Below are 25,903 nucleotides of genomic sequence, written 5' to 3'. Positions count from 1 at the left end.
CCGGCACTCGACAGCGGCAACTGCAGGCAGGAACCAGCACCGGAGACGGACGGGCAGCAGAAACGACAGGACGCCGGCGCGGAATGCGCCGGCGTCCTGCTGCGTGATCCTGCTTGGGGTCCTGCTGCGTCAGTCCCGTCGGGTGGCGTGGATCAGGCCGCGACGGGTGCGGTTGCCCCGGCAAGGGCGGACAGCACTTCGGTCACCTGGCTGGCAACCTCCGAGTCGTCCTTCGGGTGCAGTTCGGCGAAGCGCGTGATGGAACCGCCGATGGACAGCTTGGCGTCCTCGAGGACGGAGGCGCCTGCGACTGAGAGGGCGCGGCGGGCCTCGTCGTGGGCCCAGACGCCGCCGTACTGGCCGAAAGCGGAACCGATGACGGCAGCGGGCTTGCTCGAGATGGCACCGGCTCCGTACGGGCGGGACAGCCAGTCGATGGCGTTCTTCAGGACGGCGGGCATGGTGCCGTTGTACTCGGGGGAGACGAGGAGGAGAGCGTCGGCGTCGGCAGCCGCTGCGCGGAGAGCGTCGGCCGCCTTCGGGCGGTCGGCGTCGTTGTCGATGTCCTCGTTGTAGAACGGGACGTCGCTGAGGGCGTCGAAGGTGACGACGTCGACGGCGTCGGGAGCGTGCTCCGCGGCCGCCTCGGCGAGCTGGCGGTTGATGGAGCCCTCGCGCAGGCTGCCGACGAGGGTCAGGATCGTGGTGGACATCTGTACTCCCAGGAATATGTGACCTCGCGGTCGGGCTGAAGGGGAACGCAGCCAAGGCGTCTGCAGAGTACAAGCGGACCGCGGTCCGTTTTATTCCGTGGCTATAGTTGCGGCATGCAGGGCGGGGGGATGATCCGGTTTCCGGGAGACGACGGGGAGCGCACGGATGCGGCGCGCAACCGCCGCCTCCTCCTCGATGCCGCAGCCGAGATCGTCGCCACCTGTGGCCCGGACAAGCTGACCACCGACGCGGTGGCGCGTCGTGCGGGTGTCGGCAAGGGGACGGTGTACCGGAGGTTCGGCAATCGGGCGGGCCTGCTGCATGCCCTCGCCGACGAGGCCGGCCGCTCCTTCCAGTCGGCGTTCATGGCGGGTCCTCCTCCCCTGGGGCCGGGCGCTCCGCCGCTCGATCGCCTCATCGCGTTCGGTGAAGCGAGCATCGGGCGGATGCGCTTCGAGGGCCAGATCCTCCGCGCCGCTGAGCAGCGGGGCGGGGCGGACCTCGAGCACCCGACGCAGCAGCTCACCCGCCTGCACCTGTCCATGCTGCTGCGGGAGGCCGGTGTCCAGGATCCGGAGCTGGCCGCGTACCAGCTGGCTGCCTTCCTCAACGCCGGACTCCTGCTCCATCTGCAGGAGAACCGGGGCATGACCGATGCCCGGCTCACCGCCTCGTGGCAAGTCCTCGTCACCGCCCTCGCCACCGGACCGGGCCTCCGGTAGCCGCCCGATGACTGGGCCCCTCGTAATCACGGAGTGAGGACATCGGCTTCGAGGAAGCTGCAGGGTAAGGAATTAGGTGTTCCTCCCGGGAAGCCGGCTTCTTGACTGCGGGGAGGAACCCACCGCCACGATCACGTTCCGGCAATGTCTCCGACTGAATCGTGCGTACCGTCTCCGGCAACAGCCAAGTAGTCCCAGTGTGCGCCCTGCTCCTCCACATCACCGCATTCGGGCGCATTGCCGGCATAGGGGCCCGTCCGGAAGCGGGCGGTGGACCGCACACTACCGGGCGCGCTTGTGCGGGGTGGTTATGGTGGGGTACAGGGGAAGGAAGTAGGTGCACGTGAATACAGCTCACTGGACCACCAGTCGCTTGCTCAGCACGGCCGCCCGACTGAACGGCCACACCACCAACATGCGCTTGGTGAATCTGGGTGTCACCCAATCGAGTACGACGACGCTGAAAGCCTTGGCCGACAGCGGACCGATCAGCCAGACGCACCTCGCCGACCTGGTGCATGTGCAATCCCAAACCATGGGGAAGGTCCTTAAGAAGCTCGAAGTCAAAGGCCTCGTCTCACGGCTCCGCAACGTCGGGGACGGGCGCTCGAACCGGACCTGCATCACGACCGAAGGGATAGCGATTCTGACCCGCAGCGACCACGCGTCGGCGAGCTCCGCCGCGTCTGCCTGTCCCTTGAACGAAGCGCTCCGCAGCCACCTGATTCGCATCATCACAGTTCTTCACCCTTGAAGCCTGCCGTGCCAGACCCGGCCCGGCCGACGGCACCTCTGCCTACAAGCCCCTGAAAGGCCCGCAGCGGTGGATTGCCGCGTACTCGACGAACTGACCCTGGTAGCACCCGTGATCCGCAAAAAGCCCTCCTCCCGACGACCGGGTCGACTGGAGGAGGCGTCACCAGAACCCGGACACAGCGCGCCTCCCGATACAGCGGATTCCTTCCGTAGCCGAGTTCGCGCACCGACCAGACGGAGATCCAATGCGACATCCAGCCCCGAAACTTCCCCCCACCCCAGATCGACATCCGGATTGGCGTCCGTCACCTGCGCCCGTCGGTCCGCTGGGCTCCCTGCAGGACCTCCGCGCCTCCCTTGCAGGGGATGTGCTGGCTTTCCTGACAGCCACCACGCCAAGCCCGCCGCTGCCATCCAGTGACGCCTCTTTGGAGGCTCAAACCGATCAACGTGGCAGCGAACGGCAAGCTCTTCTTCGGGCAGCGATCACCGACCTCAAGGTGATGGACGTTCGGCTCTATCACGACCGCCACTAGGGCGTCACCCTCGAAAAAAGCGGCCGGCGATGGTGCTTGGGTGGCAAGCGCATACTGAGGCCATGACCGCCCATCCGAACGTCAACGATCCGCTCGTGCCTTCCGTTGTCCTCCCTACGCCGATCCCGACAAGTGTCCGACGTCGTCCACGGAAGCCGTCCGGTACTCTTCCTGATCGGTCTACAGGGGATTCCTCGTCCACCTTCGATCGAGGCACACGTCCCACCTCCGAGCACAGTCGAGGAGAGCTCCGTGCCCCTCCACATCCAGGCAAATAATGAGGCGAGAAGCTGATGCACATCTCCACACGTCACAGGATCGAACGGCCCACAGTTGACGGTGTTCGTGCTTACCGTCCGATCCGGCCCGTGCCCGACGATCGGGTACACCGGGGAGACAGGCACGAAGGCGGTCATCCAGGGCTGGCGGGAATGCTCGACCCATGTATGGGGGACCGGGCGGGGCAAGACGACAACACAGGTTATCCGGCACGCCACCGAAGCCCCCGGCGCGTACATCATGACCAGCAACAAGGTCGACGGCGTCGCCGAAGTCCTGGCCGCCCGCTCCGACACCGGGACGGTGTGGCTGTTCGACCCGCAGCGGATCTGGCGCGACAGCCACCGCCCCGCGATGATCTTCAACCCGCTCACTTGCGTCATCGACACCGTGAGCGCCGGTGAGGTCGCGTCGATCTTCGAAACTTCCTCCGCGCCGAGCGCTGGCCAGGGAAAGGGGGACGCGCAGTTCGACTCACAGGGACGCGACTTCCTCGCCTGGTGCCTCCTCGCGGCCGCGAAGAGCGGTCAGACGATGAAGGAGGTCTTGCGGTGGGTGTCTTCAGCTGACTTCATGGAACCGGCCGAGCTGCTCGAACGAACCGGACATGCCGGGCCGGCATCCGCATTGAAGGGCATGAGTGGGCAGCCGGAGGACACCCGAGGCTCGGTGGCGGCCAGCGCCCAGCGCATGGCTTCCGCCCTCGTCCACGACGAACTCGTGGCCTGGTCCATACCGACCCCCGGTGTGCCGGTCTTCGACCCGGCCCGGTTCGTGACGAGCAAGGACACTCTGATCCTTCTCTCGCAGGACTCTGCCGGTTCTGGCGCAGCGTTCGTGTCCACCCTGGTCTACGCGGTGTTCACCGCCGCGCAGCAGGCCGCCCGCCGGGCTGGCGGTCGCCTGCCGATACCGCTGGTCGCTGACCTGGATGAGGTGGGGAACGTCGTCAAGCTCAAGCAACTCCCCGAGTGGTATTCGTTCTTCGGGTCCATGGGCATCGTCGTCAGCGCGTACTTCCAGACCCGCGGCCAGGGAATGGCCATGCTCGAGCGCACCGGGTGGGACACGCTTTGGTCCGCGGCCGCGATCAAGGTCTACGGGGGCGGATCCGACGACACACAGTTCCTCGAATCCCTGTCCAAGACCATCGGCCAGTACGACGCGAAAGTCCGCAGCTCCTCGACCTCGAGGAACGGATCCTCCCGGTCGGTGCAGACACAGCGGCGGGACATCATGTCCGTCGCCCAGCTCTCCGAACTCCCCACCAACCGCGCGTGGGTGAAAACCTCCAACGGTGGTGGGACCATCGTCCGCACAATCCCCTGGTTCCGAGACAAGACGATTACTGCCCGCATCGGGCCCACCGTTGAACGCATCAAGACGTCACAGGCAGGACAGCACGTATGACCGAGCCCAACACCGACGCCAAACTGGCCCTTGAACCTAACGGTTACGACGACGGGGGAGAGGACTTCGCCTTCACCCCGGAGGAGCTGGTGGACTGGGTGGAGGGCTTGGTGGCGATGCTGGAGTCCGTGGACCGGTCGCAGAACCAGTACTGGTGCTCGCGGTGGTGGAACCACCCAGAAGCCGTCGACAGACTGCGGGGACTGTATGAGCAGTGGCTCGAAGCACAAGCGAACGGAGGGATGTCGTCGTGGTGGATCGACCACTTTGACCGCCACGCCACAGTCCTCTTCGCCAAGCGAGGCCCGTTCGGGGAGTGCGGGACAACGCACGTCCGAAAGACCGCCCGGCGCATTCTTGCTACTGAGCAGCCGCCTCACAACTGGTCCTGGTAGCTCCGCGCTTCCACCCGGCAGTCCCAATGGTCTACGTTTTCGATGAGGCCGCCAACGTCTGCCGGTGGGGAAACCTGCCCGACCTCTACAGCCACTATGGTTCTCGAGGAATCGTGGTTTCTACATTCCTACAATCCTGGTCCCAGGGCGTCGACGTATGGGGCGAGTCCGGGATGAAGAAGCTGTTCTCCACGGCCAACGTCTTCACCTACGGCGGCAACGTAAAGGAAGAGGGATTCCTAAAGATGCTCTCCGACCTCGTGGGCCAGTACCGGTACACGTCGGTATCGACCTCGAGGCAGAAGGACGGCCGAGCCACGAGCCGCCAGGACTCCACCGACGACATCCTCTCTGTCGCGGACCTCGCCGCGATGCCCAAGGGCCGAGCCATCATGCTCGGCTCCGGCTCACGCGCCGTCCTGTTACGCACAGTCCCTGTCAGCGACCGCTCCTACGCCGCCAAGGTCGCGGCGTCGGAAGCCGCTCACAACGGCACACGAGCCGCCTCTGCATCCGCTGCAGCGACACCTCCGGTCGCGGGGAGCAGCGCCGAAGTTCCTGCCACCCCTGCTGTCGCGGCCGGCGGTAACCGCTGGTCGGCCATGGTGAAGGAGTAGCCCGATGGATCTACACGCACCCTTCGGCCCCGACGACTCTGCCGATGATGTGTTCCCTGGTGAGGAGCCCGAGACCGACAACGTCCCCCAGGCCCAGGGAACCGTGCAGCCTGCTCCCGAAATGGTTTTCAACAACTTCGAGGAGTTCGTAACCGAGTTCCTGGTGCACCAGTATCAGCGGCCCGTGGAGTCGTACGGTCGTGCGGAATTCACCTGGTGCGCCAGCTGGTGGCGGCACAAGGAAGCCGTCAACCGGCCCAACGCACTATGGCGGGCATGGGAAGCCCTACGCACGGATCCGACGACAGGGCTCGCGACCCGGTGGAACAGCTACGCCGACCCCACCATGGTTGTCCTCTTCTCCGGCACCGGCCCCTTCCAAGGCTGCACGCCGGCGGAGCACAAGCCCGCAAATAAGCCGCTGCCGGTCGTTTCAGCACCGCAGAGTTTGTACACCTACTAGTACTCATTGACTCTTTCGAGTAAGTGAGTAGAGGGCACTAAGCCAACATGTTTCATGTTCCATGTTCCATGTTCCATGTTCCATGTTCCAACGATGCCTAACTGATTGGCCTTACCTACAGGTGGATGGCTTGGAACTCTATCCTTGGGGCTCCGACTGACCATAGGTGTATAGCCACTATTGGGAAGCACGACGGACTGGGTTCGTTCACCCGCTTTGCTTCCTTACACTTAGGGAGGCTGTGCGCCCACCGTCCGCCCGAGGTGAGCTTCCTCGTGGCTGCGGGGTGGTGGGTGTGTGCAGGCGGACGCCTGATTCCTGCTGTCCAACGTGGGTGCGGTTCCGCACGGGGTGCTTAGCGCTGAGCTCCCGGTCCTGAGGTGGACATGCGGGCGACGACGTCGACGTCGACGTGAGGGAAGGGTGTGCCATCCCCCTGACCGATGCTTTCAAGTACAAGATGCCCAACGTACTGGCCCAGCAACCGGTGATCTACCCGGACGCTGGTGATCGAGGGAATGAACCGGGCGGCAAGAGGTGAATCGTCGTGCCCGATGACGGCGACATCCCCAGGAACAGACAAGCTCTGGGCGATCACCGATCTGATGACATCGGCCGCGACGTCATCGTTATAGGCGATGACCGCAGTAACTCTCTCCTCCAGCGCATTGCTGACAGGGTAGTCCGCGCACTCTTCATTTGTATTCTCGGGAGAGAGCACGAAGGGCTGAGGAATCCCTGCGCGTTCACAGGCTGTCCTTACGTAATTCAGGCGCTCTTGGGCAAGATTATGCAGCCTGGTGTCGGTGGGTGTCGCAAAGGCAACGTGCTGATGCCCTCGCTCGAGGAGGTGCGCCACTTGCAGCACATGAGCGACTGACGGATCAAACACTTGCTCCTGACCGAGCGCAGAAAGATCCGTTTGGTCAGGAGCAGGAATGATGTTCGTGATGTTGAGCTGACGCATCGATGCCACATCACGGGCGCTGAAGGGTTCCAGACCTACTACAGCAAGAGGGTCAATGGCGGCCCAGATGGGCTGCCCGGATTGCTGACCATGTGACCGGTGCGTGTGTGTCACGAGCGTAAGACCGGCATCATCGAGCACTTGAGCAACTTGCTCGAGATGTACACGCATCTGGTGCTCGAGCGGCCAATCCGGCAATACCATCAGGACAATCTTGCTACGGCCACTGCGTAGCGCCTGTGCCTGGCGGTGCGGTGTATAGCCGAGCTTGGACGCGGCCTCACGAACCTTTTTGGTCGTTGCCGCTGAAATGGTTTGGCCCTTAGTTCCATTCAAGACGAACCCGACAGTTGCACGGGAGACTCCCGCTTCCCTGGCCACATCGGCTGCGGTGACGCGCCTCATCGTCGTGGTGGTCACGGAACCCCTCTTCACATCGTTCTAGATTTTTGAGTTCTAACGGGTTTACCCTACAAGCATCGTTCCGTTTGCTAGTACGTGCTAGCAACTTCAGTCACCCACGGAAGCACCTCCACTCCCTTCTAACCTCATTCACCAGCACATCGCTGGCAGGGCTAGCTGAGCTGTTTCCAGCCGACAGGATCGGTGCGAAATGACCGTCGTGTCATTTTTGCGCCAGCCGAGTAGGAGTATCGCGGGTAGGAACCGAAGCAGCACCGACCTCAGTCGAGTCTTCAGGCATCCAACTTTCGGGCTCCTCCCCGGTGTCCTGCTCGCTATCGGTTGCTCCCTCGACGACTGGCAGCGTGGTCGCTAGCGGGATTTCCTTGACAAAGAACAGGAGTATGAAGGCTATGAGGATGAGAGGCACAAGGAAGAGGTATACAGGGCCGAGCGATTCTGCGTAGGCCTGAACAACCGTGTCACGTTGCGTCAGGGGGAGTGCGTTGATGGCGGCCGGGGTAAGGCCTGTGGCGGCGGAGCCCACAGACTCTGCCCCATTTCCCTGTGTGAGGGCTTCTGTGAGCCGGGTGACGAACAGACTGCCGACGATCGCGGATCCAACGGTGGCTCCGATTTCCCGGAAGAAAGCATTCGCTGCCGTGGCCGTTCCCAGGACACGGTGGGGTACGGAGTTTTGGACGATCAGGACAAGGATTTGGACGCCGAACCCAAGCCCCATACCGAGGATGGCGAGGTAGAACCCGCTTTGAAGTGGGGTGGTTTCGGCCGTCATCGTGGAGAAGAGGATGAGCGCGACCGCGATCATGCCGGTCCCTACAATGGGCATCCATTTGTATCGGCCGAATTTTGTGATGAGGATGCCGCTTATGGTTGCAGTCAGGATGACACCTGCGAGCATAGGCACCAGCAGTAGCCCGGACTCAGTAGCGTCGATGCCGTTGACGATCTGCAGGAATGTCGGCATGTAGCCAATAGCACCGAACATTGCGATGCCGGTCATCAGGCCGGCGATGGTGGTGACGGTGAAGTTCCGGTCGCGGAAAAGGCCCAAGGGGATGATCGGTTCTGCGGCTCGAGCTTCGGCCCATAGGAACAATGCCGCGCCCAGCCCTGTACTGAGGATGATGGCGACCATCATCGGGGAGTCCCACTCGAGCTCAGTACCACCCCATGAGGTGGTCAGGACCAGTCCGGTGGTGACGACGGTAATCAGTACGATGCCGAGCGCGTCGATTTTGGGCTTGCCCCGCTGAGTTTTAGGAAGACGAATGAACACGGCGGCAATGACCAGTGCGACCAGGCCGAGTGGAATGTTGATCCAGAAAGCCCAACGCCAGGTGAGTACATCAGTAAAGAGTCCCCCCAGAAGGGGGCCGATGACCGATGAGAGAACGAAGACCGAGCCGATTGCAGCACCGTATTTTCCTCGTTCACGGGCTGGGACGATGTCAGCGATGATCGCCTGCGCGAGGATCATGATGCCTCCACCGCCCATGCCCTGCACTGCCCGGCCGGCGATGAGCAGTTCCATATTCGTCGCCATACCCCCCAGGACCGAACCTGCGAGGAAGATGACCAGAGCCGCTAGGAAGACGCTTTTGCGTCCGATGAGGTCGCCGAGTTTTCCGTAGACGGGCATGACGACAGTTGCCCCGAGCATGTAGGCGGTCGCGACCCAGAGCATATGCGTTACGCCGTTGAGCTCACCAACGATGGTCGGCAGGGCTGTCCCGAGGACGGTCTGATCCAGGGAGGAGAGCAGCATAGCGACCATGAGGGCGAGGAAGACCGGCATTACACGTGTTGGTGGGGTACCGGATGCTGGCGGTGAGGGGGTGACAGTCATGGCTTAGTTCCCGTTGAGGATGGCCGAAGGGCGGCAGGACGGCGTTATCAAGGTGGTGACCGGAAGCTCTCTAGATCATGTCGTGCTGTTGTTCTCGCTCGGTCTATCGGTTGAGGAACGAGCGAGTCTGTAGGTGGCCCGTAGAGGCAAGCCCGATGGATCCGGGGCGGTGGTGCTTTCCGCTCCTTCACCGGAGGACTCGGCGCCGTGCCGGCCAGCACGGCGCCGATCAGGAACTTGCCAGCCGAAGCCTGCGTCGTGCAGCACGCCGTTCAGCTTGGCGGTCGGGGTCTGCGGTCGGGGAGGCCAGCAGCAGGCTTCGGGTGTATTCGTGCTGCGGGTTTGTGGTGACCTGTGCAGTGGGGCCAGTTTCAACGAGTTCGCCTTGGTACATCACCGTGACCCGGTGACTGATGTGCCGCACAACGGACAGGTCGTGCGTAATGAAGAGGTATGCGACACCGGTCTCGCGTTGCAACTCGATGAGTAGGTCGAGCACCTTCGCCTGGGTGGTCAGGTCCAGAGCTGAGACGGGCTCGTCGCAGACAATCAGGCGCGGACGGAGGGCCAGAGCCCTTGCTATCGCAACCCGCTGTCGCTGCCCGCCGCTGAACTCTTTCGGGTAGCGCTGCGCTGCGTTCGCCGGTAGTCCCACCGAGTCCAGCAGTTGCCGCACGGAGTTCCGAGCCTCCTTGGGCTGTGTCCCTTGAGCGATGAGCGGCTCGGTCAGGATGTCGGCGATTTGTAGGGATGGATTCAGTGAGGTGTAGGGGTCCTGAAAAATTACCTGAATATCGCGGGCCAAGGGCCGTCGTTCCCGAGCGCTCAGGCGCGTGATGTCACGCCCGTCGAACTTGATCGTTCCGCCGGTCGGCGTAGCTAGCCCAAGCACTGCCCTCCCGAGGGTGGTTTTTCCTGATCCGGACTCGCCTACAACGCCGAGCGTTTCACCCGGGGCGATGTCGATGGAGACGCCGCGGAGCACTTCGGGTGACGTCCCACGGAATCCGACGCGGGGGTAGCGAAGGCGGAGGTCGGAGACGGTTAGCAGTGCGTTGCTCATCGAGCGTTCTCCTTGTTCAGCGCCGGCGACGCCGCGACGGGCGGGTCAGAGCGAGTCGTGTTTTCGTCCAGGATCGCGGCGATCAGTTGCTGGGTGTATTCCTTTGACGGCGCGTGGAAGATCGATCGCACGTCGCCCGACTCCACCATTTCTCCGTCCTTCATCACCACCACCCGGTCGCAGAGGTCGGCGACAACCCCGAAGTTGTGCGTCACCAAGAGCACTCCCATGCCGAACTCGCCTTGTAGGTCACGCAGGAGATCAAGGATCTCCGCTTGCACAGTTACGTCCAGGGCGGTGGTGGGTTCGTCGGCGATAAGCAGCTTTGGCCGCGATGCGACGGCACCGGCTATGAGAACCCGCTGGGCCATACCGCCTGATATCTGATGGGGGTACGACTTGAAGGTTCGAAGCGGATCGGGAATTCCGACCCGGGCAAGCAGGGCCAAGATGGTGGTGCGTGCTTCCTTCTTTGACATACCAGCGGTGAGGGGCTCGATGAGTTGGCTGCCGACAGTGAAGGATGGATCCAGGTTCGACATCGGCTCCTGAGGGATGTAGGCGAGTGCGCTGCCTCGTAGCCGCCTAAGGGAACGGACGTCCTGCACAGAAATGGCTTCGCCTGCAATTTCGAGCAGATCCGCGCTGACACGGGCTTGACGGGGCAATAGCCCAAGGATCGAGAACGCTGTTTGGGTTTTCCCCGACCCGGACTCCCCGACAACACCGACAACTTCACCTAGATTGACGTCCAGGGACACTCCCTTGACGACACTCTTGTAGGTGCCATCGACTTGCGGATACTCGACCCTGAGGTTTCGTACCGTCAGCAAATTGCCTCTGGCTACCGCTCCGTACTGGTTACCAGTGGTTGTCGCTGGGCGATCTGTGCCATCAGCGCCATCAGATTCACTTCTTGGTGGCATTGCTGCTGCCTGCGTGCGTGACTTCTTGGGGACCGCGTTGGGAGCCGCGAGGGAGTCCCGGTAGGCGTTGCCGAGCATGACCAGAGCGCCGGTCATGATTGCTAGGAAGAAGGAGGGCCAGAGCATCTGAATTGGGTGCTGGTAGATGTTCAGGAACGCAGCGCCCGCTATCGAGCCGAAGCTTGGGAGCTGACTGGATCCGAGCCCAAGGAATGCTAGGCCTGCCTGAATTCCGATGGAGGCGACGGCGAGGAACGCGGAGGCGATGATGATGGGGCCTCGGACAGCATAAAGAACGTGACGGGAGAGGATTCGGAGGTTGGAGAGTCCCGCGACGCGCGCCGCATCCACATACAGTTCATTCCGCACGCCGAGGACAAGGTTACGGACCAACCGGAAAATGCCGGCCGAGATAAAGATCCCGAAGACGCCCATCATGATCTTGTAGTCACCGCCGGTAATCGGATAGAGGATCATCACCAGGATCAGTGCCGGGAAGGTCATGACCAGGTTGAACAGCCAGGACAAAGTTGCGTCTGTGCGCTTGGCAAGATAGCCCGAGATGAGCCCAAACACCGTACCAATGAAGACTGCCACCCCTGCCCCGATCAGCCCTGAGATAGCGGAGACGTTGATGGCGACCAGGCTGCGCGCCCAAATGTCGCGTCCGTACTGATCGGCACCGAGTACATAGTCCGGGGAAAAGGGAGGTGTGTTGACCGCCTGAAGGGAGCTGAAGTTCGGGTCGTGCGCGCTCAGCAGAGGTTCCAGTAGTCCAAGCAGAAGGACAGCGGCCAGAAGAAGGAGCGATCCGAGTCCGAGGGGGTTTCTGATAAGTCGGGCGAACGACCCTTTGCGACGCTCTTCGACATCGTGTGTGTCGAGGGTAAGTCCGGCCTGGCGTTCGGGGAGAGTCATGCGAGCCTCGCTTTGGGGTTGAGCCAGCCATTGGCAAGGTCGACTAGGAGGTTGACGACCACGACGATGAGGATTCCGAAGAGGGACGCCCCCAGAAGGGCGGGCAGGTCTCCGGTGACCGTCGCCTGGTACCCATATGTTCCATAGCCCGGCAGGGCGAAGATTTTCTCGGCAAAGAGGGCTGCTCCGAACATGCCGATGAATTGAAGGGAGAAGGTGGTGAAGGCTGGGCTTGAAGCGTTTCGCAGCGCGTGCTTGAGCAGGAGTGAACGTTCAGACACACCCCGACTGCGCAGCGTCCTGATGTAGTCCTTCTCGAGCTCATCGATCATCGAACCACGGACTTGGGCGGCAAGGGCTGCGATTCCACCGATTGCGAGAACAATCGCGGGAAGAATGACTCCGGCGAACCAACGGGTCGGCGAATCGCTCAAGTTGGTATAGCCGACTGCGGGAACCCACTTCAGCAGTACCGCGAAGAAGAACACCATTCCGAGGCCGAGGATCAGTGTGGGAAAGACGAAGGTGATCACTGAGAAGAACTGCAGGATGCGGTCAAGGATGCCTGGTCGTGCGGCCGAGGCGACACCTAGGAGCGTGCTGATGATCAGCATGAGGGCCGCGGCGACGAAAACGACGGAGAGTGTGACGGGCAATCGTGTTGCCATGGCACCCACTACGGGCTCGTTCGAGAAGTAGGACCGGCCCAGATCGCCTTGCACCGCGTTTGTCAGCCAGTTGAGGTACTGCTGGCCCACTGGTAGGTCCAGGCCCAGTTGGGCTTCCAGCTGGGCGATTGCCTCCGGCGTCGCGCTCTTACCGAGGATGTTGGTGGCTACAGGTATGCCTGCGCTGTAGGTGAGGAAGAAGGTGATTGCAGTAACGATGAGGATCAAGACCACGCCATGCCCTAATCGCCGAATCATGAAAGAGAACATGCGTTGGCTCCTATGAAGGGTGGCGTGGAGCGACGCTCCACGCCACCTACCTGATGCTTCTATGAACCGGCCGGGGCGAAGGGCAGGACAGTCTGGCCATTCACTAAGGGCGCGGTGTACGTAACGTCCTTGGTCACGGCGTAGAACGCAGAGGTATAGCCGATGGGCGCAGCCCAGCCGTCCTCCACCAGGTACTCGTTGATCGCTCGTAGTGCATCGGCCTGTTCCTCGACGGGGGCGCTGTTCGCAGCCTTCATCAACTCGGTCAGCTCGGGAGTCGTGTGATTGAAGGTGTTGAAGAGTCCAACCAGGCTTGCCGTCAGGTCCTGGGCATCGTTGCTTGTGAGTCCGTTGTAGAAGAAGAAAGCCCCATAGTTGCCCGTGAAGATCTTGGGGAACAGGTCCTGGAACTGGATGGGTTCCCACGTCACTGTGATGCCGATGTCGCCAAGAGCCTGCGCGATCGCTGACTCGAACTGTGTGGTGAGAGCGGTACTCGGCATTTTCATTTCGAACCCGTCGGCATAACCGGCCTCGGCCAGGAGTTCTTTGGCCGCTTCGGGATCGTAGTCATTGACCTTCAGAAGGTCTTCACTGAAGACCTCGCCGCGCGGACTGACCAACTGGTTGGACGGGTAGAGGCCACCTTGGCCGAGGGACTCCGCGATTAATGCTCGATCCAAAGCCATGTTGATTGCCTGGCGAACCCGCTTGTCCGACAGAGCGGGAATGATATCCCCATTCCGGTCAATCAACCACAGCGCGGCGATACCCGACGGCGTGCCTTCCCCGACGGTGAACTTGTCCTCCGGGTACTGGCTCTTTTGGTCAGCAGGGATGTTGATGAAATCGAGCTGGCCGGCCTGCATCGCGTTCTGCTGTGCAACCGGGTCTTCAATCACGCGGAACTCAACGGTGTCGTAGGGGTACGCCTCGGCGTTCCAGTACTCCGGGTTGCGCTTCAGGGTGTAGACAGCACCGACCGTGGTCGAACTGTCGTCGATGACGTAGGGGCCAGATCCCACGGGCTTGAGTTTCGAGCTCTCCTCGGTGAGCACCTTGGGAGAACCAATGGCCCCGATAGTTCCACTCAGGATGGGCAGCAGCGCCGCATCCGGTTCCGACAGAGTCAGGACCACGGTGGATTCGTCGGGAGCTTCCACGCCGGCGATCCTTGTGAGGGAACTGGCCGTGCTGGGGCCGGTCCGGGCAACCTCAAGTGACGCAGCGACCGCAGTTGCGTTGATGGGCTCACCATCAGTGAAGGTCATGTCTTCACGGATCTTGAACGTCAGAGTCTTCTGGTCCTCCGAGTACTCCCATGTCTCGGCAATCGCAGGAACAACGCTCCCGTCGACGTCGCGACCGACGATGGTGTCATACACCGACAGGAACATGTAGGCCTCGCCACCTGGCCAGTTCCCGATCTGGAAGTTCCCGGGAGCGGTCGAGAGCGGCAGCTGAAGGGTTTGGGCGATGGCTTCAGTTTCACCGGAACCGGTATCGCCTGATGATGAACATCCGCCGAGTGTGAGCGCGGTGACAGCGGCAACTACCGCTGCAAGACGCCTATGTCTCATTTTCACAATGACTTCCTTGTCTGCTGGGCACACGTCGAGGGTGCCGCGGGCCTGTGTGGGTCCCGGAGGTGCGGATCAACTAGCACGTTCTACCTCTGGACTCATCGAACTGTATGGCCACGGAGCTAGCACGTGCAAGCTTTTCTGTGACATTACTTACTCGATCCGAGAATGGCAGCAGTGGCGGTGGAGCCGTCCCCTGCCCCTGGCAGCCACCAGAATCTTGAATCGTTCCAAATCGCTTGTCACACAGAACTTCTCTTGCTAGCATCGTCCTAAACTTACTAGCACGTGCTAGTATTTCGTTCAATCCTTAGACAATGGAGTCTCAATGACTGCTTCCGATGAATCTTTGACTGTCTCAGCGCAGGCCCAAGTGCCTGCAGCAGCCACTTTGCCGGTACCTCCTGCGCCGGGGGAGCCCGATGACACATCGGTAAGCACCCTGAACCCGGAGGGCCTGAGCAAGGTCAGCCCCCGCTACATCTGGCTTATTGTCTTCGCCCAGTTCGGCGTATTCGTAGCCTTCATCACCCCACTGGCAATCTCACTGGCAATCAGGGTTCAGCAGCTCGCCCCGGGCCAGGAGCAGTTCCTTGGCTTCATCACGGGCGCGGGAGCCGCAGCTGTTCTGGTGACAAACCCGTTTTTAGGGGTCCTCAGTGACCGCACACGCACCCGATTGGGCCGCCGGCGCCCCTGGATGATCGGTGGCATGCTCCTGGGCGTTGTGTCCCTGTTCGTCATGGCGACCGCCCCGAGCATCCTTGTGCTCGGTGCAGGTTGGATACTGGCGCAATTGACTTGGGGTCAGGTTCTGGCAAACCTGCAAATCTCCACCGCCGATCGCCTCCCCGAATCACAGCGTGGCAAGGTCGCCGGCCTCGCCGGATTCGCGACCCAGGTAGCACCGGTCTTCGGCGTGGTCATTGCCGGATCCTTCGCCTCAAACAACCTGCTGCTCTTCATCGTCCCCGGCCTTGTTGGCGTGTTGGCCGTCTCGCTCTTCGTCCTTCTCGTGAATGAGAAGAGCAGCAAGGGCATGGTCTTCACGGATAAGCTCACAGTCGGCTCAGTTCTGGCGAAGTACGTCTACAACCCGCGGAGCTACCCGGACTTCTCCTGGAACTGGCTTGGCCGCTTCCTGTTCTACTTCGGGCTCACCCTGAACACGACGTTCACGGCATTCTTCATTGCAGCAAAGCTCGGCATCACCGTCGAGGAAGTCGCCGGCATCATCGCAACGCTGTCTCTCGGCGGCATCGCAGCCACCACCTTGGGTGCTATCGGTGGCGGATTCCTGTCCGACAAGCTCAAGCGCCGCCGGATGTTCGTCGCAGCTTCCGGCATCATCTTCGCCGCCGGTGCCCTCACTATGGCCCTGGCCCCCGGGCTGCCCGTCCTGATCGCTGGATCCGTCCTGACCTCGCTGGGTATCGGCATCTTCGCAGCCGTCGATCAGGCCCTGCTGCTGGACGTCCTGCCCGAGCGCGACACCAACGCCGGCCGCTTCATGGGCATCACGAGCCTCGCCACATCCATCCCGCAGGCCGTCGCACCGCTCATCGCACCCCTATTCCTCGCGATCGGCGCCAATGCAAGTGGAGATAAGAACTACACCCTGCTGTTCATCGTCGCCGGTGCGTGCACCATCCTCGGCGGACTCGCAGCCCTGCGCGTCAAGTCCGTCCGCTAAACGATCCTCAAGAAAGGCCACCACCGTGACCAGTCACTCCCCAGCGGGCACAGCCCTCGTGAAGAACACCTCCTTCATTACCGCCCCCTTCCGCGTGGGAGACCAAGACGGCGACCCCGCGCCCTACTTCCGCCGCGACTTCGAGGTTGAGCCGGGCCTGCAGCGTGCAACGCTCCGCGTCACCGCTATCGGCGTCGTAGACCCGCACCTGAATGGGGCAAGGGTCGGCGCCGAGGTGCTGGCACCTGGGTGGACCTCCTACCGGCACAGGCTCAACGTCAGCTCCCATGACGTCACCGCTCTTCTTACTGAAGGCACCAACACGGTCGGCGCCGTCGTCGGTGAGGGGTGGGCGCTGGGAACCCTCGGCTTCCACGGCAAACGCAACCACTACTCGGACAAGCCCGGGCTGCTGATGCAGCTCGATCTTGACTACGGCGACCGTGTGAAGAGCATCGAGACCGACGAGCGGTTCACGGTCGGCACCGGGGGAGTGCGCGGCAACAGCCTGTACGACGGCGAGCACTTCGATGCGCGCCTGGAGCCAACGGGATGGGATGCCCCGGGTTTTGACGACACTGATTGGCAGGCAGCCGTCGCCTTCACCTGGGACACCGCGGCCCTGGTCGACCCTGTTGGCCCACCGATTGCCCGCACCGAGGAACTACGCCCGGCTGAGATCATCACGACACCCTCGGGGAACACCGTCGTTGACTTCGGCCAAAACATCTCCGGCTGGGTACGGTTGAGCGCCGAAGGGGACGCCGGTACCGTCATCACGCTCCGGCATGCGGAGGTCATGACCGACGGGGAGATCGACACCGAAACGATCCGCACGGCGAAAGCCACCGACAGTTACACCCTTGCCGGCACGGGCACTGAAACCTGGGAGCCCCGGTTCACTTTCCACGGCTTCCGCTACGCAGAAATCAACGGATACCCAGGCACCCTCACCAAGGACGCGGTGACCGCTGTCGTCGTGCACAGCGACATGCGACGCACCGGCTGGTTCAGCACATCGGACGAGCTGATCAACCAGCTGCACTCCAACGTCGTCTGGTCCATGCGCGATAACTTCGTCGGCGTCCCCACGGACTGCCCGCAGCGCGACGAACGTCTCGGCTGGACCGGGGACATCAACGCCTTCGGCCCTACCGCAAGCTTTCTCTACGACGTGCGCGGCATGCTCGGGTCCTGGCTCGAGGACGTCCGCCTCGAGCAGACCGAGCTCGGCGGTGTTCCCTTCGTCATCCCCGACGTGCTGAACTCCCCGGTCACCCCGACCGCCCTGTGGGGAGATGTCATCGTTAGTCTGCCCTGGACCATGTACCAGCAGTACGGGGATCTGAAGATCCTTCGCACGAATTACGACGCCATGAGAACCTTCATCACTGACGTCGAGTCACGCCTGGATGAAACCGGGCTGTGGGGAAGCGGCTACCAGTTCGGTGACTGGCTGGACCCGGACGCACCGATGGACAACCCGTCCGGCGGCAAGACCGACAGCCACCTGGTCGCCTCCGCATACTTCTGCAAAACCACCCGTGAAATGGCTGACACAGCTGACCTGCTCGGACACGCCGAGGACGCAGCCCGCTTCCGTGACCTCAACGCGAGGGTCCGTGCTGCCTTCCAGCACGAATACGTCAGCGGCGCCGGCCGGATCGTCAATGAGTCAGCGACCGCCTACGCCTTGGCGATCTCCTTCGGGATCCTCGACGGCGACCAGAAGCAGCGGGCAGGGGAACGGCTGGCTGCTCTTACTACAGCCGCCGGCTACAAAATCTCCACCGGGTTCGCCGGCACCCCGCTGGTCACCGACGCGCTCACCAGCACCGGTCAGCTCGATACCGCCTACCGGCTGCTCATGCAGACCGAATGCCCGTCGTTCCTGTATCCCGTGACGATGGGGGCGACGACGATCTGGGAGCGCTGGGACTCAGTGCGCCCGGACGGCACGATCAACCCCTCCGGCATGACGTCGCTGAATCACTATGCCCTCGGTGCCGTCGCGGACTGGATGCACCGGGTCGTCGGCGGGTTGTCCGCCCTTGAGGCCGGGTACCAGAAGGTACTCATCGCCCCGAAGCCCGGCGGAGGTCTCACCCATGCCTCCACGTCGCTGGATACCGATCACGGACCCATCAGCGTGGACTGGCGGATCAGTGACGGCGCTATCAACCTCATCATCGACCTCCCTGCCGGGGTGACGGCCCAGGTTGAGTTGCCCTTGAGTGAGGAACCAGCGCTGGAGGTTCCCGCCGGCCAGCACACCTGGACCTATGACCTGCCCGCAGGCTTCGGTCAGCGGCCCGTGTACAACCTGGACTCAAGCCTTAGCACCATCGCAGCTGATCCCGAAGCGTGGCGGGCCCTCACCACCGCTTTGGCCGCGGTCGTTCCGGGGATTCCGCTCGACGGACAGTCAGCGGACGGAGCAAACATCACAGTCAATGACTTGGTGGGCACGCTCGAACTCCATGTCCCGAATATCCCCACCACTTTGCGCGCCACCCTGGCGGACGCCCTCACCTCCGGGGCACTAGAAGGAAGTCACTGATGACCGAGAACACCGCCGACAACCAGATCGGCACTGACACTTCTGCTACCGCGGCTGCCGTCTCAGATTTGACCCTAGAACAGAAGGCGTCCCTGCTCTCGGGCCGGGATTTCTGGAGCAGCCAGGATGTGCCCGAGCACGGCATCCCGGCGATCGTCCTGACCGACGGGCCGCACGGGATTCGCCGTCAGGCCGGAGACGCGGACCATCTGGGCATCAATGACAGTCTTCCCTCCACATGCTTCCCGCCGGCGGTTGCGGTGGGTTCGAGCTGGGACCCTGACATCGCTCGTCAAGTCGGTGCCGCCATCGGCCGTGAGGCTCGGTCCTTCGCTGTTTCCGTTGTGCTGGGGCCGGGAGTGAACATCAAACGCTCGCCCCTGTGTGGAAGGAACTTCGAGTACTACTCCGAAGATCCCCTCATTTCGGGCGTCCTGGGGGCCGCGCACGTCAACGGGTTGCAGAACGAAGGCCCAGGGGCTTCGGTGAAGCACTTCGCTGCCAACAACCAGGAACACGAACGGATGCGCATCAGTGCCGACGTCGACGAACGCACCCTGCGCGAGATTTACCTGCCCGCATTCGAGCGTGTCGTCACCGAGGCTTCCCCGGCGACCGTCATGTGCTCCTACAACAAGGTCAACGGCATCTACGCCTCCCAGAACAAGTGGCTTCTCACCGAAGTACTGCGCCGGCAGTGGGGTTTCCAGGGTGCGGTCGTATCCGATTGGGGTGCGGTCAGCGACAGGGTCGCCGGAGTCGCAGCCGGTATGGACCTGGAGATGCCGGGTGGCGGTGCCACCGACGACCAGATTGTCACAGCGGTTGCCGACGGCTCCCTCGATGAAGCACTCGTCGACGCCGCGGCGGCGCGGATCCTTGAACTGACGAAGCTGCCTCACGATGAGGGAAAAGCATTCGACGTTGATGAGCACCACGATCTAGCCCGACGACTCGCAGCTGACAGCATCGTGCTCCTCAAGAACGACAACGACATCCTGCCGCTGAAAAAGGGGCAGAGCGTAGCCGTGGTAGGAGCCTTCGCCGATACGCCCCGTTACCAAGGTGGCGGCAGCTCGCACATCAATCCGACCCGCCTGGACTCCGCCCTGCAAGCCATCAGCGATACGGCGGCCAGTAGTGGCGCAAGCGTCAGCTACTCACCCGGATTCACTCTGGTCACGTCGGTGGACGAACCGGAACTGCTGCACATCGACGCCGTCGAAGCTGCCGGTGCGGCTGACGTCGCTGTCGTCTTCGCCGGTCTGAAGGACTCGGAGGAATCCGAAGGGTTCGACCGGGAGACGATGGAGCTGTCGCAGGACCAGAAGAAGCTCATCCACGACATCGCCGCGACAGGTACCCGTACCGTCGTCGTCCTGTCGAACGGAGGCGCAGTCACCCTCGAGGGTTGGCACGACGACGTCGACGGTATTTTGGAGGGATGGCTCCTCGGGCAGGCCGGCGGAGCCGCAATCGCCGACGTTCTCTTCGGTGCCGTCAACCCGTCCGGGCACCTGGCTGAAACCATTCCCCTGCAAGTAGAGGACAACCCGAGCTGGATGAACTTCCCCGGTGAGCAGGGCCACGTGCGTTACGGCGAGGGCGTCCTGGTCGGATACCGGTACTACGAGACCGCGCAGATGCCGGTCCGGTACCCCTTCGGTCACGGGCTGAGCTACACGACTTTCCGCACGGATTCCGTCCAGGTCGACGTCACGGGTGAGGACACCGCGGTCGCCCGTGTCACCGTGACGAACACCGGTTCCGCGGCCGGCAAGCACGTGATCCAACTGTACGTCGCCACCGAGACCGGTCCCGTCCGTCGCCCGGCCCGGGAGCTACGCGCATTCGCAAAGGTCAACCTGGCGCCTGAGGAAACATCGACCGTGGACCTGCCCCTGGACCGACGGGCTTTCGCCTACTGGGACATCGAACTTGACCGGTGGGTCGTGCCCGCTGGCCAGTACACGATCCAGATCGGGGAAACCGTCTCCAAGATCGTCGCCGAACAGCAGATCACCCTCTCCGGTGACACGGTCGTGCGTGAGCTGACGATGCAATCCACGGTCGGTGACTGGTTCGCGCACGACGTGGTGGGTCCGGCTCTCATGCAGGGTCTCACTGCTGGCATGTCGGAGGACCAGGCCGCGCAGGCAGCGGATAACCCAGAGGGCCTGAAGATGGTCGAATCCATGCCGATGAAACAGTTCCTGGCCTTCACCAATGGAGCGTTCCCGGCCGAAATGCTCGAGCAGTTGATGGAGCTCAGCCGGGCCCCAAAGTCCGATCAATTGGAAATAGCATCATGATCAGCTCGGCCGGTGAACACCGGGTCCGGGGGCGTACCCCTGTAAGTAAGAAGGTGTTTCTCACCGGGGCGACCGGCAACTGGGGGAAAGTCATTCTCCGCGAATTCAGGGAACGAAGCGACCGGTTCGACATCGTCGCCCTGGTGCTGCCAACCCCGAAGGACATTGAGGCGATCCGCGAATTCGAAGACATGGACAATCTCACGGTCGTCTTCGGGGACCTCACTGACTACAGCACCGTCGCTCAATGCGTAGAGGGCGCCGATTACATCCTGCACACAGGTGCCGTCGTCTCGCCCCTGGCTGACGACAACCCCGAGCTCACGCATCGAGTCAATGTCGGCGGGACACGCAACATCATCCAGGCCGTGAAAGCCCAACCCCAGCCTGATACCGTTTCGATCGTCATGATCGGCTCGATCGCCGAAACGGGGGACCGAAACCCCCCGCACCACTGGGGACGGATCGGCGATCCGATCCGAGTAGCCCAGTACGACGAGTACGGGCAGAGCAAAATCATCGCTGAACGCGAACTCGTCGATTCGGGGCTCCCGCGGTGGGCGTGGCTACGTCAGACCGGCATCTTTCACGGCGGTCTTCTGTCCATCCGCGACGCGATCATGACTCACACCCCGCTGGACGGGGTCATGGAATGGGTGTCCGTCGACGATGCCGCCCGGCTCCTGGCGAACATCTGCGAGGACGACGTCCCCGAGGAGTTCTGGAACCGCATCTACAACATCGGTGGGGGAGAGGACTGGCGCCTGACGAACTGGGAGCTACAGATTGCCCTCATGGGTGAGCTCGGTGTCGGGGACCCCCGCAAATGGTTCGAACGGAATTGGTTCGCCACCAAGAACTTCCACGGACAGTGGTACACCGACTCAGACATCCTCGAAAAGCTTGTCCCCTTCCGTAAGGACTCCTTCGCAACAGCTCTTCAGCGCGAGATCCGGACGGCCTCCATCACAACCCGGCTGGCCGGCCGGGTTCCTGCGTGGCTCGTGAAAAACCACATCATGAAGCCGATCACCCTGCACCCCCGCGGGACCATGGCTTGGATCAAGGGTAATGATGAGGACCGTATCAACGCGTACTTCGGCTCACGCGCTGACTGGGAAGCTATCGGCGGGTGGGACACCTTCTGGCCTCCACACCCCGACCGCACCCCCACCTACCTGGACCACGGGTACGACGAAACAAAACCACCGGCCACATGGTCGGTAGAAGACCTTCGCGGGGCCGCAAACTTCCGAGGCGGGACACTGGTGGCCCAAACCCTCATCACCGGCGACACCAGCACACCCCTGCAGTGGGCATGCCATGAGGGTCACACCTTTCAGGGAAGCCCGCGCCTGATCCTCACCGGTGGACATTGGTGCCCTGAATGCGTCAAAATACCTGCGGATTACCCACGCCAAGCGGAATCCAACGCATTCCTCCGCCAACTCGACGGTCCCCGGCGTCGTAACGGAACTGTACCCATCACGGCACCTGCCACAGCTGCCGCACGTCCAACGCCCACTGAGTCCTCTGTCGGTGCGGTCGGCGTATCAGTGCCTGCTGCCATTACTTAGGGACAATGATGACCGTTACTCGCCCCACTTATGCCCGACAGACAAATGACCACCGGCACGGGTCAGGGTCGCAGCAAGCCCTCAGGGCACGCAATCTACAAACGCTCGCCAGTGACCTGCACGATAACGGCCCGGCCACACAACGCGAACTTGCCGAACGCACAGGACTGTCACAAGCCACTGTGTCAAACCTCGTAAAGATCCTCGTCGAGGAACACAAAGCTATCACTCAGCCGACAGTAAGTTCTGGACGTCGAGCGACCCTCGTCACTGCCAGCAGCACCTGAACTCAGGTTCCATCGCACCCAGACCACCCAAACACAGCTACGCAAGGATCCTCGCCGGACAGACGACCTGCACGCTCGAAATGCGAAAGCCCTCATACCCCTAAACCTCGTCGGAACAGAAGATCTTGCCTACCGGGCGGGTGGGCAAAGCCCTCACCCACCGTCGCCCCTACCGTCCATAAGGCTCATCCACCTGGTTTCCACGGTCCTGCACGAAGCTGGCACTGATCCCAAGACCACCATAACGGTGACTCACCCCGAAGGTAGGAGAACGCGATGAAGAAAACGTCATTCAACAGCGGCTGGCAGATGCGCGAGAAGATCAACCCGTTCGATGAAGTCTCCTCGCCGGCTGCGGCTTATGAAGATGTCACCCTGCCGCACGACGCTCTCATCGGACGGGACCGCACCGTCGAGGGGCGGCCGGCAAACGCGTTCTTCCCCAGCGCCACCGTGCAGTACCGGCGCTCACTCACACTGCCCGACGAGGCACGCAATCAGCGACTCCTGCTGGAATTCGAAGGGGTGTACCGCGATGCCATGGTTTACATCAATGGCGCCTTCGCCGGTCAGCGCCCCTCAGGGTATGCAGCATTCACCATCGACATGACCCCGTACCTGAAATTTGATGCTGACAACGAGATACTCGTCGAAGCCCGCGCCCACGAGGACTCCCGGTGGTACACCGGCGCCGGAATCTACCGGAACGTGTGGCTCCTACAAGGCGATCAAGTCCACATCGTGCCAAATGGCCTCACCATCACAACGCTCGACATGGAGCCGGGCCTTGCCGTAATCGAGGTATCGGCAACAGTCGCTACCCTCTCCTCCCGCCTCGCTACGGCCCGTATCGACGTCACGATCATGGCCGACGACCGAACGATTGTCGCCTCCGGCTCCGTACCAACAACCGCAGCACCAGGGCAACCGGCAACCTCCCGCCAACGCCTGTACGTACAGAACCCGAAACCATGGAGCGCCGAGACACCACAGCTCTACACCGCCACGGTGGTCGTTCGAACGCACGATGGACCTGTTCTCGACGAAGTTCATCAGCATTTCGGGATCCGCACGCTGCAACTCGATCCCATCCACGGGCTACGCATCAACGGAACGACGGTCGAACTTCGTGGCACATGTCTGCATCACGACAACGGGATCCTCGGATCAGCAACCTTCACGGACGCCGACGAGCGGCGCGTACGCATCCTGAAGGAGGCAGGATTCAATGCCATCAGATCAGCCCATAACCCCATCAGCACGGCTCTTCTGGAAGCCTGCGATCGGATCGGCATGTATGTCATGGATGAAACGTTTGATATGTGGACATCCACCAAGTCCGGGTTTGACTACGGTCTGGCATTCCCGACCTGGTGGCAGGCAGACCTGTTGTCCATGGTCGAAAAGGACCGCAACCATCCCAGCGTCATCATGTACTGCATCGGTAACGAGATACCCGAGACGGGTTCTCCAGCTGGCGGCATCACTGGTCGACACCTTGCCGAAGAACTGCGTCGCCTGGATCCCACCCGCTACATCACTAATGGCGTGAACGGCCTTCTCGCCGTGATGAGCGACCTGAAGCAGCTCTCGACCGAACACGGCCCCGGAGGTGCACTAGAAGCCATGGGGATCAACACGATCATGACGACCGCCAATGAGTACTTCAACGCAATCGGCAGTTCTGATCTCGTCACGCAAAAGACCGAGGAAAGCTTCGGACTGCTCGACATCGCAGGCCTCAACTATCTCGATGTCCGCTATGAACAAGACGCAAAGCAATTCCCCAACCGCCTTATCATCGGGACAGAAACGTACCCGTGGAACATCGACCGTAACTGGGCACTGGTCAAAAAGCTCCCTCAGGTCCTGGGCGACTTCACCTGGACCGGCTGGGACTACCTGGGAGAAGTCGGCATCGGTCGCTCTGCGCCTGTGTCCGACGACGGTCTCTCAGCGTCGTACCCCTGGATCGCCGCATGGTGCGGCGACATCGACATCACCGGTCATCGCCGGCCCGCCTCCTACTACCGGGAGATTGTTTTCGGGCGCCGTATCACACCCTACATAGCCGTTCTAAGGCCCGGTAACACTGCAACAGGGCCGTTCCCCAGCGCGTGGGCCTGGACCGATAGCGTCTCAAGCTGGACCTGGAACGTTGATACGGGAAGCGAACTCGTCGTCGAGGTGTACAGCCATGCGGCCGAAGTCGAACTCCTACTCAATGGCCGCGTCATCGACAGGAAGTGTTCCGGACCGGACCAGCGCTACCGGACGGCATTCACCGTTCCCTACGAACCAGGCGAACTCACAGCAGTCGCCTACACCGGTGATTCCGAGCAGGGCCGGCATTCCCTCAATTCAGCTGTCAGCTCACCAACAATCCTGGCAACCATAGACCCGGCACACGAGACCGTCGTCCCAGGTTCCCTCGTCTTCCTCGACATTGAAATCGTCGACGAGGCCGGGACGGTGCTCGCCCAAAATGACACCGACGTCAACGTCTCCGTATCTGGTGCAGGCGTTCTACAGGCGCTGGGGAGCGCAAATCCGAAAACAGCGACGCTCTACAACGGGATGACTACGCAGACTTTCGACGGCCGCGCTCTAGCTATCGTGCGCGCCACCACGACAGGCGAGATACGGGTGCAGATCTCCGCAGCGGGGTACACCGCGACCTACGCGACGGTCATCGACGTTGGAACCCACGAGCCAGCTACAAAAACCGGTAGTTGAGCAAGCAGTCTCCACGCTCAAAGGGCTGAGGATCCCTATTTTACCTAACCCTTCAGCGGGAGGATCTGCTTTCCAATAAACGGGCGGAATTCTCACCCATCGACCGGAGCTGACCGTTCGGCCTAACGTACATGTCCAACCATTCTGATGTTCCATACACCCTGGCACCGCCGCATACT

Annotated in this window: 19 protein-coding genes; 12 read left to right on the top strand and 7 right to left on the bottom strand. The window is 62.1% G+C overall.

Annotated elements, in window-relative coordinates; all coding sequences use genetic code 11:
- Nucleotides 1-152 precede the first annotated feature (152 nt).
- On the bottom strand, nt 153-713 hold the full coding sequence (locus tag ACX80J_RS04800) for an NAD(P)H-dependent oxidoreductase (RefSeq protein WP_459347035.1): 561 nt from the start codon (nt 711-713) through the stop codon (nt 153-155).
- Between the two features lie 129 nt (nt 714-842).
- On the opposite strand from ACX80J_RS04800, the gene ACX80J_RS04795 reads away from it, so the two are divergent.
- The 6 genes from ACX80J_RS04795 to ACX80J_RS04770 all read left to right on the top strand — a co-directional run bounded on the left by ACX80J_RS04795 (nt 843) and on the right by ACX80J_RS04770 (nt 5,892).
- Nucleotides 843-1,436 (top strand): TetR/AcrR family transcriptional regulator, encoded by a 594-nt coding sequence (locus tag ACX80J_RS04795; protein WP_459347034.1) that lies wholly within the window; start codon nt 843-845, stop codon nt 1,434-1,436.
- A 337-nt stretch (nt 1,437-1,773) separates the two neighbouring features.
- Nucleotides 1,774-2,190, top strand: coding sequence for a MarR family winged helix-turn-helix transcriptional regulator (locus ACX80J_RS04790; protein WP_459347033.1), 417 nt, complete (start codon nt 1,774-1,776; stop codon nt 2,188-2,190).
- Between the two features lie 877 nt (nt 2,191-3,067).
- On the top strand, nt 3,068-4,417 hold the full coding sequence (locus tag ACX80J_RS04785; protein ID WP_459347032.1) for a type IV secretory system conjugative DNA transfer family protein: 1,350 nt from the start codon (nt 3,068-3,070) through the stop codon (nt 4,415-4,417).
- Nucleotides 4,414-4,812, top strand: a complete 399-nt coding sequence (locus ACX80J_RS04780; protein ID WP_459347031.1) for a DUF4913 domain-containing protein — start codon at nt 4,414-4,416, stop codon at nt 4,810-4,812. The genes ACX80J_RS04785 and ACX80J_RS04780 overlap by 4 nt, the downstream gene beginning before the upstream one ends.
- Nucleotides 4,813-4,838: 26 nt before the next feature.
- On the top strand, nt 4,839-5,429 hold the full coding sequence (locus ACX80J_RS04775) for a TraG/TraD/VirD4 family protein (protein ID WP_459347030.1): 591 nt from the start codon (nt 4,839-4,841) through the stop codon (nt 5,427-5,429).
- Between the two features lie 4 nt (nt 5,430-5,433).
- Complete coding sequence (locus ACX80J_RS04770) at nt 5,434-5,892, top strand: DUF4913 domain-containing protein (protein WP_459347029.1); 459 nt, start codon at nt 5,434-5,436, stop codon at nt 5,890-5,892.
- Nucleotides 5,893-6,247: 355 nt separating this feature from the next.
- Here ACX80J_RS04770 and ACX80J_RS04765 read toward each other — a convergent pair whose 3' ends face one another.
- From ACX80J_RS04765 to ACX80J_RS04740, 6 genes are all read right to left on the bottom strand, one after another.
- On the bottom strand, nt 6,248-7,279 hold the full coding sequence (locus ACX80J_RS04765) for a LacI family DNA-binding transcriptional regulator (RefSeq protein WP_459347028.1): 1,032 nt from the start codon (nt 7,277-7,279) through the stop codon (nt 6,248-6,250).
- Nucleotides 7,280-7,484: 205 nt separating this feature from the next.
- The gene (locus ACX80J_RS04760; RefSeq protein WP_459347027.1) at nt 7,485-9,080 is read right to left on the bottom strand and encodes an MDR family MFS transporter; all 1,596 of its coding nucleotides are present in this window, start codon (nt 9,078-9,080) and stop codon (nt 7,485-7,487) included.
- A 280-nt stretch (nt 9,081-9,360) separates the two neighbouring features.
- On the bottom strand, nt 9,361-10,194 hold the full coding sequence (locus tag ACX80J_RS04755) for an ATP-binding cassette domain-containing protein (protein ID WP_459347026.1): 834 nt from the start codon (nt 10,192-10,194) through the stop codon (nt 9,361-9,363).
- The gene (locus ACX80J_RS04750) at nt 10,191-12,038 is read right to left on the bottom strand and encodes an ATP-binding cassette domain-containing protein (RefSeq protein WP_459347025.1); all 1,848 of its coding nucleotides are present in this window, start codon (nt 12,036-12,038) and stop codon (nt 10,191-10,193) included. Before ACX80J_RS04750 ends, ACX80J_RS04755 begins: the two co-directional genes overlap by 4 nt.
- A complete protein-coding gene (locus ACX80J_RS04745; protein WP_459347024.1) occupies nt 12,035-12,976 on the bottom strand; it encodes an ABC transporter permease in 942 nt (313 codons plus the stop codon). The genes ACX80J_RS04750 and ACX80J_RS04745 overlap by 4 nt, the downstream gene beginning before the upstream one ends.
- A gap of 59 nt (nt 12,977-13,035) precedes the next feature.
- Complete coding sequence (locus tag ACX80J_RS04740; protein WP_459347441.1) at nt 13,036-14,556, bottom strand: ABC transporter substrate-binding protein; 1,521 nt, start codon at nt 14,554-14,556, stop codon at nt 13,036-13,038.
- A gap of 331 nt (nt 14,557-14,887) precedes the next feature.
- Here ACX80J_RS04740 and ACX80J_RS04735 point away from each other — a divergent pair, with 331 nt between their 5' ends.
- The 6 genes from ACX80J_RS04735 to ACX80J_RS04710 all read left to right on the top strand — a co-directional run bounded on the left by ACX80J_RS04735 (nt 14,888) and on the right by ACX80J_RS04710 (nt 25,724).
- Complete coding sequence (locus tag ACX80J_RS04735; RefSeq protein ID WP_459347023.1) at nt 14,888-16,252, top strand: MFS transporter; 1,365 nt, start codon at nt 14,888-14,890, stop codon at nt 16,250-16,252.
- A gap of 25 nt (nt 16,253-16,277) precedes the next feature.
- Complete coding sequence (locus tag ACX80J_RS04730) at nt 16,278-18,812, top strand: alpha-L-rhamnosidase (protein WP_459347022.1); 2,535 nt, start codon at nt 16,278-16,280, stop codon at nt 18,810-18,812.
- Nucleotides 18,812-21,124 (top strand): glycoside hydrolase family 3 C-terminal domain-containing protein, encoded by a 2,313-nt coding sequence (locus ACX80J_RS04725; protein WP_459347021.1) that lies wholly within the window; start codon nt 18,812-18,814, stop codon nt 21,122-21,124. Before ACX80J_RS04730 ends, ACX80J_RS04725 begins: the two co-directional genes overlap by 1 nt.
- The gene (locus ACX80J_RS04720; RefSeq protein ID WP_459347020.1) at nt 21,121-22,701 is read left to right on the top strand and encodes an NAD-dependent epimerase/dehydratase family protein; all 1,581 of its coding nucleotides are present in this window, start codon (nt 21,121-21,123) and stop codon (nt 22,699-22,701) included. Before ACX80J_RS04725 ends, ACX80J_RS04720 begins: the two co-directional genes overlap by 4 nt.
- Before the next feature lie 5 nt (nt 22,702-22,706).
- Nucleotides 22,707-22,988, top strand: coding sequence for a winged helix-turn-helix domain-containing protein (locus ACX80J_RS04715; protein WP_459347019.1), 282 nt, complete (start codon nt 22,707-22,709; stop codon nt 22,986-22,988).
- A 276-nt stretch (nt 22,989-23,264) separates the two neighbouring features.
- Nucleotides 23,265-25,724 carry a glycoside hydrolase family 2 TIM barrel-domain containing protein gene (locus ACX80J_RS04710; RefSeq protein ID WP_459347018.1) on the top strand — a complete coding sequence of 820 codons (2,460 nt, stop codon included), beginning with the start codon at nt 23,265-23,267 and terminating at the stop codon, nt 25,722-25,724.
- Nucleotides 25,725-25,903 lie beyond the last annotated feature (179 nt).

Source organism: Arthrobacter rhamnosi (assembly GCF_054510975.1).
This window is presented reverse-complemented; position numbering and strand designations above follow the sequence as displayed.